Raw genomic sequence first — 16,871 nt, forward strand, 5'->3', positions numbered from 1 at the left:
TCTTAGCGATCAAAATCTATTATGACGAATTTATCACAAGAAAATCTATCGGTAAGCCGCTGCTCCTGGTGTGGCACAGACCCTCTCTATGTTAAATATCATGATGAGGAATGGGGTAAGGAAGTCCATGATGACAAAGTTCTTTTTGAGTTTCTGATACTGGAATCTGCTCAGGCAGGACTAAGTTGGATCACAATTTTGCGTCGCCGGGATGGCTATCGTAATGCATTTGCCAATTTTGATATTGAAAGGGTTTCTAAATTCACCGAGAAAGATGTTGAGCAGCTAATGCAAGAAACAGGAATAATTAGAAACAGACTTAAGATCATCGCTGCAGTCAATAATGCAAAGTTATTTCTAGAGGTACAGAAGGAATTTGGCTCCTTTGATGCTTATTTATATTCGTTCATGCCCGAAGGTAAACCCCTTGTTAATAATATAGAAATGCAGGGAGCAGTTCCTCCGAGAACAGAGATATCGGATAGAATAGCCAAGGACATGAAAAAACGAGGATTCAAATTTTTTGGTACTACCATTTGTTACGCCTTTATGCAAGCCGTTGGGATGGTAAACGACCACATTTCTACCTGCGCTTTCAAATAAGTAATACATTTTATTCTTCATCATCGTTTCCTTAAAGATGTTACTAACTTTGACAACATGTAATCGCCAGTGGCGGTGTCACCACAGCAAATCTGTGTAATCAAGAAAGATAGTGGAACAAACAAAGAAAAAACTGTTTCTTCTCGACGGAATGGCTTTAATGTACCGAGCACATTTCGCATTAAGTAAAAACCCCCGGTTTACATCTAACGGTTTAAATACTTCGGCTGTGATGGGATTTACTAATACATTGCTGGAAATATTAAAAAAGGAGAAACCTACACATTTAGCAGTAGTATTTGATACAGAGGCTCCCACCGAGCGTCATACTGATTTTACCGATTACAAAGCGCATCGGGAAGCAATGCCGGAAGACCTTTCGGCAGCAATGCCTTATGTGATTAAAGTGATAGAAGGGTTTAATATACCAGTAATAACATCCGATGGATATGAAGCCGACGATATTATTGGAACCCTGGCAAAGAAGGCAGAACAGGTGGGTTTTACAGTATTCTGCATGACCCCAGATAAAGACTTTGCCCAGCTTGTCTCTGATAATATTTTTATATACAAGCCTGCGCGAATGGGGAATGATATGGAGATACTAGGGGTGCCTGAAGTGCTTGCGAAATGGGAGGTAGAACGTGTTGAACAGGTTATTGATATTTTAGGCCTATGGGGTGATGCTGTAGATAATATTCCAGGAATACCGGGTATTGGAGAAAAAACAGCTAAGACACTTATAAAACAATATGGTAGCGTAGAAAACATCATCGCTAATAGTCATGAGCTGAAGGGAAAGATGAAAGAGAACGTTGAGAAATATGCCGAACAGGGCCTGATCTCTAAGAAGCTTGCTACCATTCTTCTTGATGCTCCTGTCGAATTAGATGAAGAATCATTACAAGTAAGTCCGCCAAGCCGAGAAAAGCTGGAGCCTCTTTTTGCGGAGCTCGAATTCAGAACAATAGGCAAGCGTGTTTTCGGAGAAGAATACAATGTTGCCGAAGTTAAAACAGGTAGCTACGGACAGCAAACCGATCTGTTCGGCCAATCAGTTGAAAGAATAGAAGTAAAAACAGAAGTTATAATAGAACCTGTTACTCCTTCTAAAAATATTCAAAATACGCCGCACGAGTACCACTTGGTAGATACTAAAGAAAAAAGAGCGGAATTAATAGCATTGCTTGAGCAGGAAAAAGCTTTTTGCTTTGATACAGAAACTACTTGTATGGATGCAAATGCATGCGAATTGGTAGGGATGTCTTTCTCTATTAAACCTGGCGAAGCCTACTATGTTCCAATGCCCATTGTCCAGGAAGAGTGTTGTTTAATCGTAGATGAATTTAAGCCCCTCCTGGAGAATCCCGAAATAAAGAAAATAGGTCAGAATCTAAAATACGATATTCTGGTACTTAACTGGTATAATATTAAGGTTCAGGGAGAGCTGTTCGACACTATGCTTGCTCATTATCTAATTGATCCTGATACGCGGCATAATATGGATATCCTTGCTGAAAATTTCCTTGGGTATACTCCAGTTTCTATAACCTCCCTTATTGGTACTGGCAAAAATCAGGGAAATATGCGAGATGTAGAACTCCAGAAAATAAAGGATTATGCTGCCGAAGATGCTGACGTAACTCTGCAACTTCATAACGTCTTTCAACCGGCACTAGTTAAAGCTAATGCAGATAAGCTAGCTAAGGATGTTGAAAATCCTTTAATCTATGTTCTGGCCGACATGGAGAGGGAAGGTGTAAGGATTGATAAGGAGGGGTTGCGGGAATATTCACAACAACTGGAAAAGGAGGTTAAAGAGCTTGAACTTACTATTTATGAGAAGGCAGGGGTGCGCTTTAATATTGCTTCTCCAAAACAGCTGGGAGAAGTCCTTTTTGAAAAATTGAAGCTAGACCCTAAGGCAAAGAAGACAAAAACCGGGCAATACCAAACAGGCGAAGATATTTTAACAGCACTTGCTGGCAAAAGTGATATTGCAAAAGATATCCTGGATTTTCGTCAGATGCAGAAATTGAAGTCGACTTACGTAGATGCTCTGCCCTTAATGATCAACCCTAAGACCGGAAGGGTCCACACCTCATATAACCAGGCGGTAGCTGCTACCGGAAGACTAAGTTCTAATAATCCAAACCTTCAGAATATTCCAATTCGTACTGAAAGGGGAAGAGAAGTGAGACGTGCATTTATTCCACGGGATGAAGATCATGTATTGTTGTCAGCCGATTACTCACAAATAGAATTGCGACTAATTGCTCAAATAAGCCGGGACGAAGCCATGCTTGAGGCTTTTCAAAAAGGGCTGGATATCCATACCGCTACTGCAGCGAAGGTGTACGGAAAATCTTTAGATGAAGTTGATTCGACAATGCGAAGAAATGCGAAGGCGGTAAACTTCGGTATTATCTATGGTCAATCTGCTTTTGGCTTATCTCAAAACCTTGGGATCTCCCGGAAAGAAGCTGCTGAGATTATTGAACAATACTTTAGACAATATTCGGGTATCAAGGCTTATATGAGCGATACGATGAATTTTGCGCGCGAAAACGGTTACGTTCAAACCCTCATGGGGCGCAGACGTTACTTACGGGATATTAATTCGGCTAACGCAACAGTCAGAGGTTTTGCTGAACGAAATGCAATCAATGCCCCTATTCAGGGATCGGCTGCCGATATGATCAAAATTGCAATGATCAATATTCATAGAGACATTAGTGAGCAGAAGCTCCAATCTAAAATGACCATGCAGGTGCATGATGAGTTGGTGTTCGATGTAATAAAATCTGAGGTTAAACAGATAAAAGAAATTATAGAATATCGAATGAAAACCGCGATTGAGACAGATGTTCCAATCATTGTAGAGATTGGAGAAGGCAGCAACTGGCTCGAAGCCCACTAATTGAAAAGGAATTTTTAAATTATTCGCTTGTAAATGAGGGAGTAACTTATTTAGTGTCAAAAAACATAAAACCCGCCAAAAAAAGGCGGGTTTTTTTGTTTTCCCGAAATATATTTTCTTAAATTTCAAACGAATAAAACGGCATTATGAACGTAATACATCTAAGTGCAGAATGTTACCCTGTAGCGAAAGTCGGAGGATTAGGTGATGTGGTTAGCGCCCTTCCTAAATATCAGCAAATAGCTGGAATTTATGCTAGCGTGGTGATGCCTTACTATGACAGGAAGTTTGTACAGGAGAACGAGTTCGATGTTATCCTTGAATCTGATTTTGTAATGGCAGGCATAACCTTGCCTTTTCAGGTGCTTAAAGAGAAAACTGATAAGCTCGGCTTTGCACTCCATCTGATCAAGATACCCGGGCTTTTAGACAGGCCTGAAATATATTCCTACCCGGATGAAACAGAGCAATTTGTAGCTTTCCAACTTGCTTTTCTTGAATGGCTGACCTTTTTTGCTATCCGTCCTGACGTGATCCATTGTCACGATCATCATACCGGTCTGGTTCCTTTTCTGATCAAACATTCCACCCGGTATAATCAATTTGCTGATATTCCAACTGTACTGACTATTCACAATGCGCAGTATCAGGGTTGGATCGGCTGGGAAAAGTTTAATTACCTTCCTGATATTGAACCGGGTAAAACAGGATTATTAGATTGGAGCAATTGTATAAACCCTCTGGCTGCTGCTGTAAAGAATTGTTGGGCTTATACCGCAGTGTCTCCTACCTATCTTAAAGAATTAACCTGGAACTCGAACGGGTTGGAGCCTTTGTTCCTTGCCGAGCAGGCAAAAGGGTTAGGTATTATAAATGGTATTGATACTGATGTCTGGAATCCGGAGACGGATCCCATGATTAAGGTGAATTACAGCGTCGAAACAGTAGCAACAAAAAAACAGGAAAATAAAAAGTTAATAGTAGAGGAGTTTGGCTTAGCTGCCAATAAACCTTTAATTGCTTTTATTGGGCGATTAGTAGGGGAAAAGGGGGCCGATTTATTACCTAAAGCAATTACAGAGATATTAACCGCATACAAGGATCAGGTTAATATTTTGATCCTTGGATCAGGGGAGCACCATATCGAGGATGAGCTCTCGGGACTTAAAGATTCTTTTTCAAATCAGTACAGCGTTTTTATCGGTTATAATGAAGCTTTATCTCATAGGATTTACGCCGGTTCAGATTTTCTTGTGATGCCTTCCCGTGTTGAGCCCTGTGGTTTAAATCAGCTATACTCCCTACGCTACGGCACAATTCCGATAGTAAGAAGTACTGGAGGATTAAAGGATACCGTAATTGATCACTCTCAGCCGAACGGCTATGGCATTTGTTTCCTCAATGCAGATGTCGAAGATATTTATTCAGCTTTTTATCGCGCAATCGAATTATATCAAAACACAGAACGCGTGAATTTGTTACGTAAGCGTATGATGCAGTTAGACTACTCTTGGCATCAGTCGGCAAGCCAATACATAGAACTTTACAATAGCCTTAAAAAATAACATATATGTCCAATGTAATCGCCGTAATTTTAGGTGGAGGGCAGGGAACACGCCTTTCTCCGCTTACTGCAACAAGATCAAAACCTGCCGTTCCTATTGCAGGAAAATATCGCTTAGTTGATATTCCGATCTCAAATTGTTTAAATTCAGGAATCGATAGAATTTTTGTACTAACTCAATTCAATTCAGCTTCTCTGAATAAACACATTAAGAATACGTATCATTTTAACGTATTTAGTACAGGCTTCGTTGACATTCTGGCTGCTGAGCAAACTCCAACAAATGCTGGTTGGTTCCAGGGAACAGCAGATGCCGTTCGTCAGAGCTTACACCACTTAACGCCATTTGAGTTCGAGCACGTTCTGATTTTATCCGGCGATCAGCTTTATCAGATGGATTTTAATGATATGATACAGAAGCACGTGGAGAGGGGTGCTGAAATATCTGTAGCAACTATTCCTGTTACAGCTGCCGATGTTCCGGGATTTGGCATTATGAAGACTGATGAGAACGATAATATCACGGCGTTTATTGAAAAGCCTAAGTCTGATTTTGAAGATTGGGCATCAGAAGTTAGTCCTGAGATGAGGGCAGCAGGAAGACTTTATCAGGCATCAATGGGTATCTATATTTTTAATAGAGATGCAATATATGATACGTTAACAAATGATCCGCATACGGACTTTGGAAAAGAGATCATCCCAGAGGCAATTCAAAAAAGAAAAGTAACAAGTTATCAGTACGAAGGTTACTGGACAGATATTGGTACTATCCCTTCATTTTTTGAAGCCAATCTCGGTCTTACAGATGATATTCCTTCCTTTAACATGTTTGATAGAAGAAGCATTTTTTCTCGTCCAAGAATGCTTCCTCCTTCTAAAATTCAAGGAACTACATTAGAAAAAACGGTTATTGCCGACGGCTGTATCATTCAGGCTAGTAGAATTGAACGTTCAGTAATAGGTATTAGAACACGCATTGGCAGGGGTACTACTATCGAATGCAGCTATATTATGGGTAGTGACTATTATCAAACGCTGGAGCAATTAGAGGCGGCGAAAAATAGTGGTACACCAATTATGGGAGTTGGAGAGAGATGTTATATCAAAAATGCTATCCTGGATAAAAATTGTTACATCGGAAATGATGTAAGAATTAATGGCGGAGCCCACCTTAAGGATGGAGACTACGACAAGTACACAGTAAGCGGCGGAATTGTCGTAGTCAAGAAATCGGCGGTATTACCAAATGGTACTGTTATCTAAAGAGATATTTCAGCACCAATATCTATAAGTTTTAGTTGAAGCCCGGCATTAGCAAATTTTGTCCGGGCTTCTTCTTTGTCTATCTTGATGTAGCCAAATGTATCGTAATGCATCCCAACGATAGTGTCGCATTTAATAAACTTAGATGCTATGATCGCATCTTCAAGGCCCATTGTAAAATTGTCACCAATAGGAAAAAATGCAGCTGTAAAGCGGTACATGTCTCCAAAAAGCTTCATTTCCTGCATCAATGCAGTGTCTCCTGCATAATAGAATACTTTGTCTTCAGTCTCTATAATAAATCCTGCCGCAGTTCCTCCGTATGTTCCATCAGGAAGGGAGTTGGAGTGTGCTGCAAAGACCATCTTTAACTTGCCGAAGTCAAAAGTTCTTTGTCCTCCTAAATTCATAGGATGGACATTCGTAACTCCCTTTCCATTAAGCCAAACCATTATCTCGTAGGAGCAGATAACAAGAGCTCCGGTGCGTGTAGCTATATCAACAAGGTCAGCTGTATGATCGGCATGCCCGTGAGACACAAGTATGAAATCAGGGTGAATGGCATTGACATCAATATGCTTAGCTAATTCGTTAGGGGTGATGAAAGGATCTACCAATACCTTTTTTCCTGCCGTCTCGAATAAGAAGCAGGATTGACCGTAATAAGTGATTCTCATAGATTAATTGCTATCCTCCAAAAAGATTACCCAAATTACCTAACATATTTTGGCTTGCTGCCTGCATCTCGGATTGATGTACACTTTCGGCTTGTGCCAGTGCTTTGTTTACAGCTACCACCAAAAGTTCTTCAAGTTCTTCTTTGTCTGCTTCTTTAAGGAAGCTTTCGTCGATGGTAATAGAGGTAATGTTTTTGTTGCCTGTTGAGGTTACCTTTATTTTTCCAGCCTCGGCTTCTCCTGATACTGTAACAGTATCAAGACGCTTTTTAATTTCCTCGGCCTGTTGTTGTACCTGGAGTAATTTATCAAACATAAAGATTGAGATTTCTTTTTTATAACAAGAGCTAAACTTAAAAAGTTTAGCGTGTACCACGAAGAATATCTGGAGAAAGAGGTTTTGAAATAAAACCGTGCACGTACGCGTAAGATTGCGAACGTAATATATCTTTCTCGTCAACTGAAGAGCTGACAATATAAATTTTTATGGTTTTTATTAAAGAAGATCTGAAAGTGTCGAACTTTTCAAGGAAATCCCAGCCATCTACAACTGGCATATTTAAATCAAGTAAAATCACATCAGGCAAGGCCTCTGTGTTTTGCACATTTTCCTGGAGAAATTCTAAGGCTTTTCCAGCTTCCGTATAGCTCTTATATTCCTCATAGATCTGATGTTTCTGTATCATGATCTGAGCTATACGCTGGTGTATGGGGTCGTCATCAATTATAAAAACTTTGCTCATTGCCGGTTGAAACCTTTATCCTTTGTGCGGTCCTAAAATATCTCTTTTATTTTACAATTACTAGCGCTCAATTATAATTGAGTGTCTTGACAACAAACCTTGTTATCCTTGGATTTGAAAAACTGACTTTTTTTCGCCGATTGTCTTATTGCGGGCAAAAATCAACAAAATGACTCAAAAAGAGTAACTATTTCTACACTTTTTAATCTTCAGAGGTTTCACCGGCACCAGTGTATGCTGATTTTCGTACTACCGGCATTCCAACTATTTGAAATAACTCATCTAGTTGCAAAAGACTTCCATTGGTCAGATTACTTAATAAAACAATAGTTACGTCTTCCGTTAAATCCCTTAGATAAATATGTCTAAAACCATGCCACCAACCTGTGTGGTAAACTACCTTATGCCCATCTCCCTCAAATATCCGCCAGCCATATCCGTAATTAAAGTGGCCCTTCACCATTGGGTTATGACCTGTATAGGCCGAATCTTGCCACGCCTTGCTCAAAAGGCGTTCTTTTTTTAAGGCGTGATCTAAAAGTAAGAGATCCTGAATAGTACTATAGATACCTTTGTCTCCAACCGGGCCATCGAGAAAATTTTGAACAACAGAATATCTCCAGGTCCTGTCATGACCAACAACATCAGTTGGAATTTTATCATAAACGGCTTTTGACAAGACCGCAGTGTTTTTCATACCAGCCGGATCAAATACATTTTCTTTCATGTATTCCGTATAGCTTTTACCGGTAACTTTTTCAATAATAGCTGCCAGCACCATGTAGTTCGAGTTGTTGTAGTGAAATTTCCTGTTTGGTTCTGTGTAGGGATTAGGTTTCCGCTCTGCAATGATCTTCATTACATCCTGGTTTGTGATTCCTTTGCTCTGATTTTTATGCTCCTTCCTAAAGATTCCATCCACAAAGTAAACATAGTTCATCATTCCCGACCTGTGGCACAGGAGCATTCTGACTGTTATACCTGTATAGGGAAAATCGGGAAAAAAATCCTTTACATCTTGGTCTAGTTTGATTTTTCCCTGCTCAACAAGTTGCAATACTGCTATCCCGGTCATAGGTTTTGTTACTGAAGCCAGTTCAAACCTCGAACTCGTTGTCAGGCTATCACGATGCAGGTAGTCTGCCCATCCTATTGCATTTTCATAGAGGATTTTTCCTTTTTTAGCCACCAGCACGTTCCCGTTAAATCCTCTGGTTTTATGTAACTTTTGCATAAAAGCATGGATACGCGGATCAGCGTTTTTGTGGTCATATACCAGTAGTAAACTGTCTGATTTGTCGTCTTCCGGAGTCCTGACTTTAGAACTCTTCTGCTCACGGGAGGAACAAGAGGTTAAAAATAATGATGCGAGAACGAGGAACGATAGCCTTGGGAAAATTTTAAACATACACTTCTTGAAGTCCTTTTGCCGGACGAAAATTAGAAAATATTACACTAAGAGCCCTTAAAGAGTTTTAAACAATAAATTTTAGTTATGTAGAACATCAAACGGCCGAAGTATCTCCGTTGGTATTGACATAAAGATTTATTGACGCCACACCCTCGAGCGCAATTAATTCCTGCAAACATATATTTTCCCGGAGAGGTTCATACTCAACTAATCGTCGATTTTAAAGGCTATCAACCGCTACTTTCTATTCTGGTTTTGCTTTGCAGAAATTCGGAGTTGTTTTTCAATTTAAACTTTTGATTTTTCATGTAAGTAACTAAGTTTGCGCGACTAAAACCTGCAGGACAGAACTGATGATTGGGTTTGAAGTTATTAGCAGGCTGGTGTGTCAAAAAACAGATTAATTCACAAAAACTACTAAAATCATGACTTTTAGAATAGAACGTGATACTATGGGCGATGTGCAGGTTCCTGCAGATAAGTATTGGGGTGCTCAAACTGAACGCTCAAGAAATAACTTCAAGATTGGTCCGGAAGCATCAATGCCGCAGGAGATAATTGAGGCATTTGCTTATTTGAAAAAAGCTGCGGCATATACAAATACTGATTTAGGTGTACTTCCTGCAGAGAAGCGCGATCTTATTGCGCAGGTTTGTGATGAGATCCTTGAAGGAAAATTAAATTCAGAATTTCCTCTTGTTATCTGGCAAACTGGTTCAGGTACTCAATCAAACATGAATGTGAACGAAGTTGTGGCAAACAGAGCCCACGTACTTCAGGGAAATAAATTAGGTGAAGGAAAGACTTTCATCCACCCAAATGATGATGTGAACAAATCTCAATCATCAAACGATACTTATCCAACGGCAATGCACATTGCGGCTTATAAAAGTATCATGGAAATTACTATTCCGGGAGTAGAGAAACTCCGTGATACATTACAAGCTAAATCTGAGGAATATAAAAATGTAGTAAAGATCGGCAGGACCCACCTAATGGATGCTACGCCGCTAACTTTAGGTCAGGAGTTTTCTGGATATGTGTCTCAGTTGAATCACGGCCTGAAGGCGCTGAGAAATACTTTAGATCACCTGGCTGAATTAGCATTAGGCGGAACGGCTGTTGGTACAGGTATCAACACACCACAAGGTTACGATGTGAAGGTAGCAGAGTACATTGCTCAGTTCACTAATCTTCCATTCCGCACTGCTGAAAATAAATTCGAGGCGTTGGCTGCTCATGATGCAATGGTTGAATCACATGGAGCATTGAAACAATTAGCTGTTTCTTTAATGAAAATTGCTAACGATATCCGTTTATTAGCTTCAGGTCCTCGTGCAGGTATCGGTGAACTTTTCATCCCGGAAAACGAGCCAGGTTCTTCAATTATGCCAGGCAAAGTAAATCCAACTCAACCAGAAGCCCTTACAATGGTTGCTGCTCAGGTAATGGGAAATGATGTTGCCATCTCTATTGGCGGGGCTACAGGGCATTACGAGTTGAATGTCTTTAAACCACTTATTGCAGCTAACTTTCTGCAATCTGCGCGCTTAATCGGAGACGCTTGTGTGTCCTTCAATGATCATTGTGCTATAGGTATTGAGCCGAACTACGAAGGTATCAAGAAACACGTGGAAAATTCCCTAATGCTAGTAACAGCTCTTAATCCCCATATTGGTTACGAAAATGCTGCAAAGATTGCTAAGAAAGCGCACAAAGAAAATAAATCACTTCGTGAAGCTGCTCTTGAGCTTGGATTGTTAACGAATGAACAATTTGATCAGTGGGTGCGTCCTGAAGATATGATTGGAAGCTTGAAGTAATAGATTCGTTCAGCTAATAATAAAATCCCTCTTTGACCTTATCAGAGAGGGATTTTTTTTCTTATACACTGCAATTAAAGATTTTAAATAGCTTTGTACCGTCCCTCTGGGGTCCACAATCTATATGCTTAAAAATTCAGTTGGAACTTCAATAGTGCTTTTTCTTATTGCCGGTATTTTTCTATACTCATGCACCTTCAATCCAAATGTGCAGGGCCGGGGAGCTGATGTACTGCAGGGAGTTTGGGATGAGCAACCCTACGAATTTCGCGATAGTCTGATCCAATATACCTCCCACCATTTCAAGTTTACCTGCGATTCGTTCTATGTTGTTCTTTCAACAACAGCAAAACAAAACTATTACGAAGACAGCTGTTTCAATGGTGGGAACTGGAAAGAGTACGCTAAGGGCACTTATGTTGTTAGTAAAGATACATTATATCTCCTGGGAACCTTCACCAAGGCTAACTACAAACAAAAACTACACGATTGTTATCGGATTGGTCAGTATATACCTATTTTCTTAATAAAAAATACTTCTTCAGATAAAATTGAGTTACAAAGTTTGCAGCAGCATTTGCCAGTGACGTTGAAATTGAAGGAAAAGATTGTTTGTAAACCGCAACCATTATAAGTAATGAATAAGATCATAAAGAGTTTAGTATTAATCGCAGTTCTATTATATGTACCAGTAGCCTCCTTTGCCTGGGGACAACTTGGACATCGGATTGTAGGAGAGATTGCAGAGTCTTACCTCTCAAATAAAGCTAAAAAAGAGATACGGAAGATCCTTGGAAACGAATCGATTGCCATGGCTAGCAATTGGCCTGATTTCGTTAAGTCCGATCCATCCTATAAGTACCTGGATACCTGGCATTACGTTGACTTCGACAGAGGAATAACTTTCCCGCAAATGCAGTCTATCCTCTCAAAAGATACAACCACAAATGCATACACTAAACTCAACTTCCTTATTTCTGAGTTGAAGAAGAAAGACCTTCCTCAGGATAAAAAGGTGATGTATTTGAAGTTAATCATCCATATTATAGGCGATCTCAATCAGCCGTATCACGTAGGGTATTCTGATGACAGGGGAGGAAATGATATTAAAGTTACCTGGTTTAACGAGAATACAAACATGCACAGCATTTGGGACTCCAAACTGATCGAGTTTCAGCAGTTAAGCTATACGGAGTATGTTAAAGCTATTAATTTTACTACTCCGGCTGAACGAAGAACAATACTGCAGGGGGGATTAGTCAGCTGGCTGTGGGACTCATTTCAAATAACCGAATCGCTGTACAAAGACGTTAAAACAGGAGATAAGCTCTCCTATCGTTATAACTATTTGCACATCGGCACTTTAAATAACCAGTTGGTAAAAGGCGGAGTAAGGCTGGCAGAAGTTCTAAACAATATTTTTGGGTAGTAGGTAGGATTACACCGATTATTATCGAATGATTACACCGATTATTTTGGGAGGATTACACTGATATTTGGAAGGATTGCAAGATTGTTTGGGTGATCCGACAGGTTGTAATGGTGATTTCGCCGATTAAAGGGTGATATACTAAGCAGGGTGTGATAGTCGTATTTAATAATTATCCGCAAGAAGCACAGGCCTATTATTATCAGTGAATCATCTAAAATTTGTGTAATCACCCAATAATATCAGTGTAATCAATAATATCAGTGTAATCAATAATAATCGGTGTAATCACATAATATTAAAATCAGTGTAATCATATCAATATGAAAATATTAATGGTATGCCTCGGAAACATCTGTCGTTCGCCGCTGGCGCATGGGATAATGGAGACCATAGTAAAAGAGAAGGGTTTGGATTGGGAAGTTGATTCTGCTGGTACCGGCGATTGGCATATTGGTTCTCCTCCAGATCGTCGTTCAATTGCCATAGCTAAGAATTATGGACTAGACATATCGACCCAAGTTTGTCGTCAGTTTCAATCTACAGACTTCGATGAATTTGACCGGATTTTTGTGATGGACAAGATGAATTTGCGGGATGTTTTAAATCATGCCAGGAATGATGATGACAAGAAGAAGGTTCGATTACTATTAAATACTGAAGTTGTTCCCGATCCATACTATGAGGATGATCAGTTCGATCCGGTTTATCAGCTTATTGAGCAGGGATGCCGGAGAATTGTTGAAGAGGAACTAAAAAATGAAGGCCTGAAGAATTAACTCCAGGCCTTTCTATTGCTCAATTAACCACTGACGAAGAAATCTTCAGTTTTGCTTTTCGCGTTTGCAGGAGCTTTGCTCCTGTTGTAGCTTTTGATTTCTTTCGGCGGCCTCTCCAGATCAGGAATCCGGTAACAGGCATGCTTGCCGCAAGAAGACTGGCAAAGAAGACGAGGATTTTACCAGGAAGACCCCATATTGCCCCTACATGTATATCGTAGTTCATTCTCATTATTTTATCAGCGGTTGATGCCTCTGATAGCTTTCCATAAAGGTGAGTTACCTCGATCTCTTTTAAAGTTTTCTGGTCGAAAAATCTGTAATCGGTCTTCCAATAGGTGTCAGTATCCGGGTTAAAAGCTAATTCGATAGACTCCTTTTGATTTTCCGGAAAATGCACTTCAAAACTACCTCCTTTGTGTTTCCAATCGCCCTGCATTCTTAGCCATAAGATATCTTCTGCTTTTTCTTTAAATGTGGTCTTGGTAATTGTGCTGTCAGAGAGAGCAGGATAATATTGAACCATTGCTTTCCCGCCCGAAGATATCCAGTAGACAGATTTTGAAAACCACTGAAATCCCATTACCAGTCCGCTTATCGCGATAAAGATCGCTATCCAGGTCATGTAGAAGCCCAATACATTATGCAAGTCGTAGTTGACCCTCCTCCACTGTGCATTTAATTTTACCGTGAACCGTTTTCTTCTTGCAGCGGCGTTTTTCGGCCACCACAAAACAAGTCCCGATATCAGCAGAATAACGAAAATCAGCGTACCTGATGCAACTATTGGCTGACCAATGTTTGGTGGTAGCCACAAGTAATAGTGTCCCATTATCACCACCCTGAAGAAATCTGTACTCATGTCTTTTACCTTTAGTACCTTACCGCTGTAGGGATTTACGTAAACAAGGTAATAGTAAGCTGGCTCACTGTTATAAAAAGTAACTACAGCATTCCGTCCATCTTGGTACTTTACACTATGGGCGTGTTTTCCCGGGAGTTCAGCTTCCGCGATACTTCTAATATGAGAAGGAGTCAAAAGAGCTTTATTGTCTTTTGAAACATATCTGTAGGATTGGGATGCATTTTCGATCTCCTGCTGAAATGCGAGTATGCACCCTGTGATTCCTAAAAAAAGCACAAGTAGCCCGGACGATAATCCGAGCCACAAGTGAAGTTTCCCAATTAGTTTTTTAAATCTCATAGTTAAAATTTGTATGAAGCGCTGAGGCGGAAGTTTCGTGGAGCCTCGGCTTGCCAGTAATAAACGGCGCTTGTAAAATAATAACCTGCGGAATAATAACCTCCGTTATATAAGTATTTATCCAAAAGGTTGAACGCGTTAAAGGTTAATCTCAGGTTATTCTTTTCCCAGAAAGCGCCAGCGTCCAGCTTGAAGTAATCCGGGAGATTTTGCTCCGGGTTAGTTTTGCTGAAGGTAGTTGTAGCGCGATCAACGAGGTAGGTGAATCCGCCTGATAGTCCAGAACCTTTCAGTATTCCTGATTGAACTTTGTAATTCAACCAGCTGTTGACAGTGTGTTTGCTCGAACCTGGGGTCCTCTGGCCTTCTACAGCAACAAATTCACTAACTCCTTCGTTCACTTTAGTTACCTTAGCGTCGGTATAGGCATAGTTTGCAGTAAGGTTTAAACCTTTTAGTATTTCACCTCGGATATCGAACTCGATACCTTGAGCTACCTTTTGTCCAATTTCTATGCTTTTGCCCTGATTAAATGCATCCGTGGTAACCTCATTATTCTTGGTAATCTTATAGAATGATAAGGTAGTGTTCCATTTGCCGCCGAGCCAGTCCTTCTTTACTCCAAATTCGGTATTGTTTCCGGTGATCGGGTCCGCCGACTCGCCTGAAGTAAGTATGGCGTTCTGAGGAACAAATGCCTGGTCATGTAAACCGTAAAGGGAAGTTTGGCTATTAACCGAAACACTCAGACCTACACGTGGAGTAAAATGTTTCGCTGTCTGTGCAGCGCCTCCATATGTTGATTGGCTCACATAGGTATACCGTCCTGCAAGCGTCAAGCGTATTTTGTTATTTAGGAATCCAAGTTCATCCTGAGCATAAAATCCTGTATAGCGCTGGTCCATTAAACCTCCACCTCTTACGGCTCTTTCCTCTACACTTGAATTTCTGTTGAATTGAGGGAAGCTTTTATCCACAGTGTAAATAGGGGATGACGGATTAAATTCACCACCGATAGTATCTAAGGGAGTCTTTTGATTCCAATCTGCAAAGTAATTCTTGGTGCCAACATCAAGTCCCGCCAAAATCCTGTGCCGAATTCCGCCAGTATTAGCGGAACCATTCAAGAACATTTGTCCAAGTGTCATTTCACTAAATGCATCCCAAATACTTGCGCTTCTTCTTACTAAACCATTGGTTGCTACACTATCTGGCCACATGGAACTTCCTCGTTGCTGATAGTTAAAGTAAGATGCCTGAGCATTTAACTTCCAATTATCACTGATCTTGTGCTCAAGATTCACAAACAGGCTATGATCGTTGATTTTGGTAGGCTCCAATCCTGGTGCCAGCATGGTAAAATTGCGGGCATAAGAGGCGTAACCATCTGGTGAGAAGATGTAAAACGACCCCACATTAGACATTTTTGCATGTTGTAGTGTGTATTCAGCGGTAACTTTTGTATTAGGGTCAATCTGATAGGAAATAACAGGGGCAATGGTGTAACGATTGTTGTACTCATTGGCCCGGAAGGAGTTCTTATTTTGACCAGCGATATTCAGTCTATATAATAGCCTGCCATTTTTACTGAGTCTACCGTCCAGATCTGTAGTGGCCCGGTACATATCGAAGCTACCTAGAGTCAATGTAGCTTCACCTTTATTAACTCCAGTCGGTTTTTTAGTTACTACATTATATAAACCGCTAGGATCTCCATTTGCAAGCATAAATCCTGCGGGACCTTTCACGAATTCTATATGATCAACAAAGCTCATATCTTCTGTTAGCGGTCCCCAATAAGAGTTCACGACGTTAAATCCGTTTCTAAATGCCTGAATTTGCGATCCTCGCATAGTAATATTAGTATATAGGTCACCCCAGTGCTCTACCCTTGCTGCTCCACTAACATTTCTTACCAGCCCATCGCTCATACTAATGATCTGTTGGTCAGTAAGGGCACCCTGACTGACCACCTGTATATTTTGTGGAATTTCCTGTAAAGGAGCGTCTAATCTTAGTGAGTTTGAGGGTTTGTCTATTTTGTAGCGGTTTTGTTTCCCCTTAATTGTTACCGCTTCTAATTGGGATGCACTTTCATTTAATACGAAGTCAACTACAGCTATTGATCCTGAAGTTACAATAATATTTTTCTCGTCGCTATTTAAACCTATAGCAGAAACTCTGATGGTATAATTTCCAGGCTTAACTCCATTTAATTTATATTCACCTTTCGTATTTGTAAGTGTACTTAGCTTACGTTCTTTAAGTTGAACAGAAACGTACTCTGCAATTTTACCGTCAGAGGTTGTTACTTTTCCCCGGATTGATCCGGGAGTTTGGGCTATTGCTGTAAAACACAACAATAATAATAAAGCGGAAAATGAGAACTTTAAATTAGAGTAAGGTATTTTCATTCTTCTTTTATTTGGATTGATTCTAAACGAAGACAAAG

General features: G+C 40.2%; 14 protein-coding genes. 8 read left to right on the forward strand and 6 right to left on the reverse strand.

The features are described 5' to 3' along the window. Window positions 1-21: 21 nt before the first annotated feature. The 4 genes from J4N25_RS09065 (at window position 22) to J4N25_RS09080 (ending at window position 6,353) form a co-directional block, all read left to right on the forward strand. Window positions 22-603, forward strand: coding sequence for a DNA-3-methyladenine glycosylase I (locus J4N25_RS09065; RefSeq protein WP_207421875.1), 582 nt, complete (start codon window positions 22-24; stop codon window positions 601-603). A gap of 151 nt (window positions 604-754) precedes the next feature. Then, a complete protein-coding gene (polA, locus tag J4N25_RS09070; protein WP_207422136.1) occupies window positions 755-3,523 on the forward strand; it encodes a DNA polymerase I in 2,769 nt (922 codons plus the stop codon). A gap of 146 nt (window positions 3,524-3,669) precedes the next feature. Further along, the gene (locus tag J4N25_RS09075; protein WP_207421876.1) at window positions 3,670-5,088 is read left to right on the forward strand and encodes a glycogen synthase; all 1,419 of its coding nucleotides are present in this window, start codon (window positions 3,670-3,672) and stop codon (window positions 5,086-5,088) included. Window positions 5,089-5,093: 5 nt separating this feature from the next. Beyond that, a complete protein-coding gene (locus J4N25_RS09080) occupies window positions 5,094-6,353 on the forward strand; it encodes a glucose-1-phosphate adenylyltransferase (protein WP_207421877.1) in 1,260 nt (419 codons plus the stop codon). Here J4N25_RS09080 and J4N25_RS09085 read toward each other — a convergent pair. The 4 genes from J4N25_RS09085 to J4N25_RS09100 all read right to left on the reverse strand — a co-directional run bounded on the left by J4N25_RS09085 (window position 6,350) and on the right by J4N25_RS09100 (window position 9,181). Next, window positions 6,350-7,030: a metal-dependent hydrolase gene (locus J4N25_RS09085; RefSeq protein ID WP_207421878.1), complete on the reverse strand. Its 681-nt coding sequence runs from the start codon at window positions 7,028-7,030 to the stop codon at window positions 6,350-6,352. The genes J4N25_RS09080 and J4N25_RS09085 overlap by 4 nt on opposite strands. A gap of 10 nt (window positions 7,031-7,040) precedes the next feature. Continuing rightward, window positions 7,041-7,346 (reverse strand): YbaB/EbfC family nucleoid-associated protein, encoded by a 306-nt coding sequence (locus J4N25_RS09090; RefSeq protein ID WP_207421879.1) that lies wholly within the window; start codon window positions 7,344-7,346, stop codon window positions 7,041-7,043. A gap of 46 nt (window positions 7,347-7,392) precedes the next feature. Further along, complete coding sequence (locus tag J4N25_RS09095) at window positions 7,393-7,773, reverse strand: response regulator (protein ID WP_207421880.1); 381 nt, start codon at window positions 7,771-7,773, stop codon at window positions 7,393-7,395. 202 nt (window positions 7,774-7,975) lie between these two features. Then, window positions 7,976-9,181 carry a serine hydrolase domain-containing protein gene (locus tag J4N25_RS09100; protein ID WP_207421881.1) on the reverse strand — a complete coding sequence of 402 codons (1,206 nt, stop codon included), beginning with the start codon at window positions 9,179-9,181 and terminating at the stop codon, window positions 7,976-7,978. Window positions 9,182-9,609: 428 nt separating this feature from the next. On the opposite strand from J4N25_RS09100, the gene fumC reads away from it, so the two are divergent. From fumC to J4N25_RS09120, 4 genes are all read left to right on the forward strand, one after another. Then, complete coding sequence (fumC, locus tag J4N25_RS09105; RefSeq protein ID WP_207421882.1) at window positions 9,610-11,007, forward strand: class II fumarate hydratase; 1,398 nt, start codon at window positions 9,610-9,612, stop codon at window positions 11,005-11,007. A 124-nt stretch (window positions 11,008-11,131) separates the two neighbouring features. Beyond that, the gene (locus J4N25_RS09110) at window positions 11,132-11,641 is read left to right on the forward strand and encodes a fumarate hydratase (protein ID WP_242695840.1); all 510 of its coding nucleotides are present in this window, start codon (window positions 11,132-11,134) and stop codon (window positions 11,639-11,641) included. A 3-nt stretch (window positions 11,642-11,644) separates the two neighbouring features. Then, on the forward strand, window positions 11,645-12,436 hold the full coding sequence (locus tag J4N25_RS09115) for a S1/P1 nuclease (protein WP_207421883.1): 792 nt from the start codon (window positions 11,645-11,647) through the stop codon (window positions 12,434-12,436). Between the two features lie 323 nt (window positions 12,437-12,759). Beyond that, window positions 12,760-13,215, forward strand: coding sequence for a low molecular weight protein-tyrosine-phosphatase (locus J4N25_RS09120; RefSeq protein WP_207421884.1), 456 nt, complete (start codon window positions 12,760-12,762; stop codon window positions 13,213-13,215). A 19-nt stretch (window positions 13,216-13,234) separates the two neighbouring features. On the opposite strand, the gene J4N25_RS09125 is transcribed toward J4N25_RS09120, so the two are convergent. After that, the gene (locus J4N25_RS09125; RefSeq protein ID WP_207421885.1) at window positions 13,235-14,419 is read right to left on the reverse strand and encodes a PepSY-associated TM helix domain-containing protein; all 1,185 of its coding nucleotides are present in this window, start codon (window positions 14,417-14,419) and stop codon (window positions 13,235-13,237) included. 2 nt (window positions 14,420-14,421) lie between these two features. After that, the gene (locus J4N25_RS09130) at window positions 14,422-16,833 is read right to left on the reverse strand and encodes a TonB-dependent receptor (protein WP_207421886.1); all 2,412 of its coding nucleotides are present in this window, start codon (window positions 16,831-16,833) and stop codon (window positions 14,422-14,424) included. Window positions 16,834-16,871: the final 38 nt, after the last annotated feature.

The organism is Desertivirga brevis (genome assembly GCF_017355835.1).

Coding starts and splice junctions, on each gene's coding strand:
- fumC (WP_207421882.1), top strand. CDS start 9,610: ATGACTTTTAGAATAGAACGTGATACTATGGGCGATGTGCAGGTTCCT.
- J4N25_RS09095 (WP_207421880.1), bottom strand. CDS start 7,773: ATGAGCAAAGTTTTTATAATTGATGACGACCCCATACACCAGCGTATA.
- J4N25_RS09085 (WP_207421878.1), bottom strand. CDS start 7,030: ATGAGAATCACTTATTACGGTCAATCCTGCTTCTTATTCGAGACGGCA.
- J4N25_RS09125 (WP_207421885.1), bottom strand. CDS start 14,419: ATGAGATTTAAAAAACTAATTGGGAAACTTCACTTGTGGCTCGGATTA.
- J4N25_RS09130 (WP_207421886.1), bottom strand. CDS start 16,833: ATGAAAATACCTTACTCTAATTTAAAGTTCTCATTTTCCGCTTTATTA.
- J4N25_RS09115 (WP_207421883.1), top strand. CDS start 11,645: ATGAATAAGATCATAAAGAGTTTAGTATTAATCGCAGTTCTATTATAT.
- J4N25_RS09080 (WP_207421877.1), top strand. CDS start 5,094: ATGTCCAATGTAATCGCCGTAATTTTAGGTGGAGGGCAGGGAACACGC.
- J4N25_RS09110 (WP_242695840.1), top strand. CDS start 11,132: ATGCTTAAAAATTCAGTTGGAACTTCAATAGTGCTTTTTCTTATTGCC.
- J4N25_RS09065 (WP_207421875.1), top strand. CDS start 22: ATGACGAATTTATCACAAGAAAATCTATCGGTAAGCCGCTGCTCCTGG.
- J4N25_RS09090 (WP_207421879.1), bottom strand. CDS start 7,346: ATGTTTGATAAATTACTCCAGGTACAACAACAGGCCGAGGAAATTAAA.
- J4N25_RS09075 (WP_207421876.1), top strand. CDS start 3,670: ATGAACGTAATACATCTAAGTGCAGAATGTTACCCTGTAGCGAAAGTC.
- polA (WP_207422136.1), top strand. CDS start 755: ATGGCTTTAATGTACCGAGCACATTTCGCATTAAGTAAAAACCCCCGG.
- J4N25_RS09100 (WP_207421881.1), bottom strand. CDS start 9,181: ATGTTTAAAATTTTCCCAAGGCTATCGTTCCTCGTTCTCGCATCATTA.
- J4N25_RS09120 (WP_207421884.1), top strand. CDS start 12,760: ATGAAAATATTAATGGTATGCCTCGGAAACATCTGTCGTTCGCCGCTG.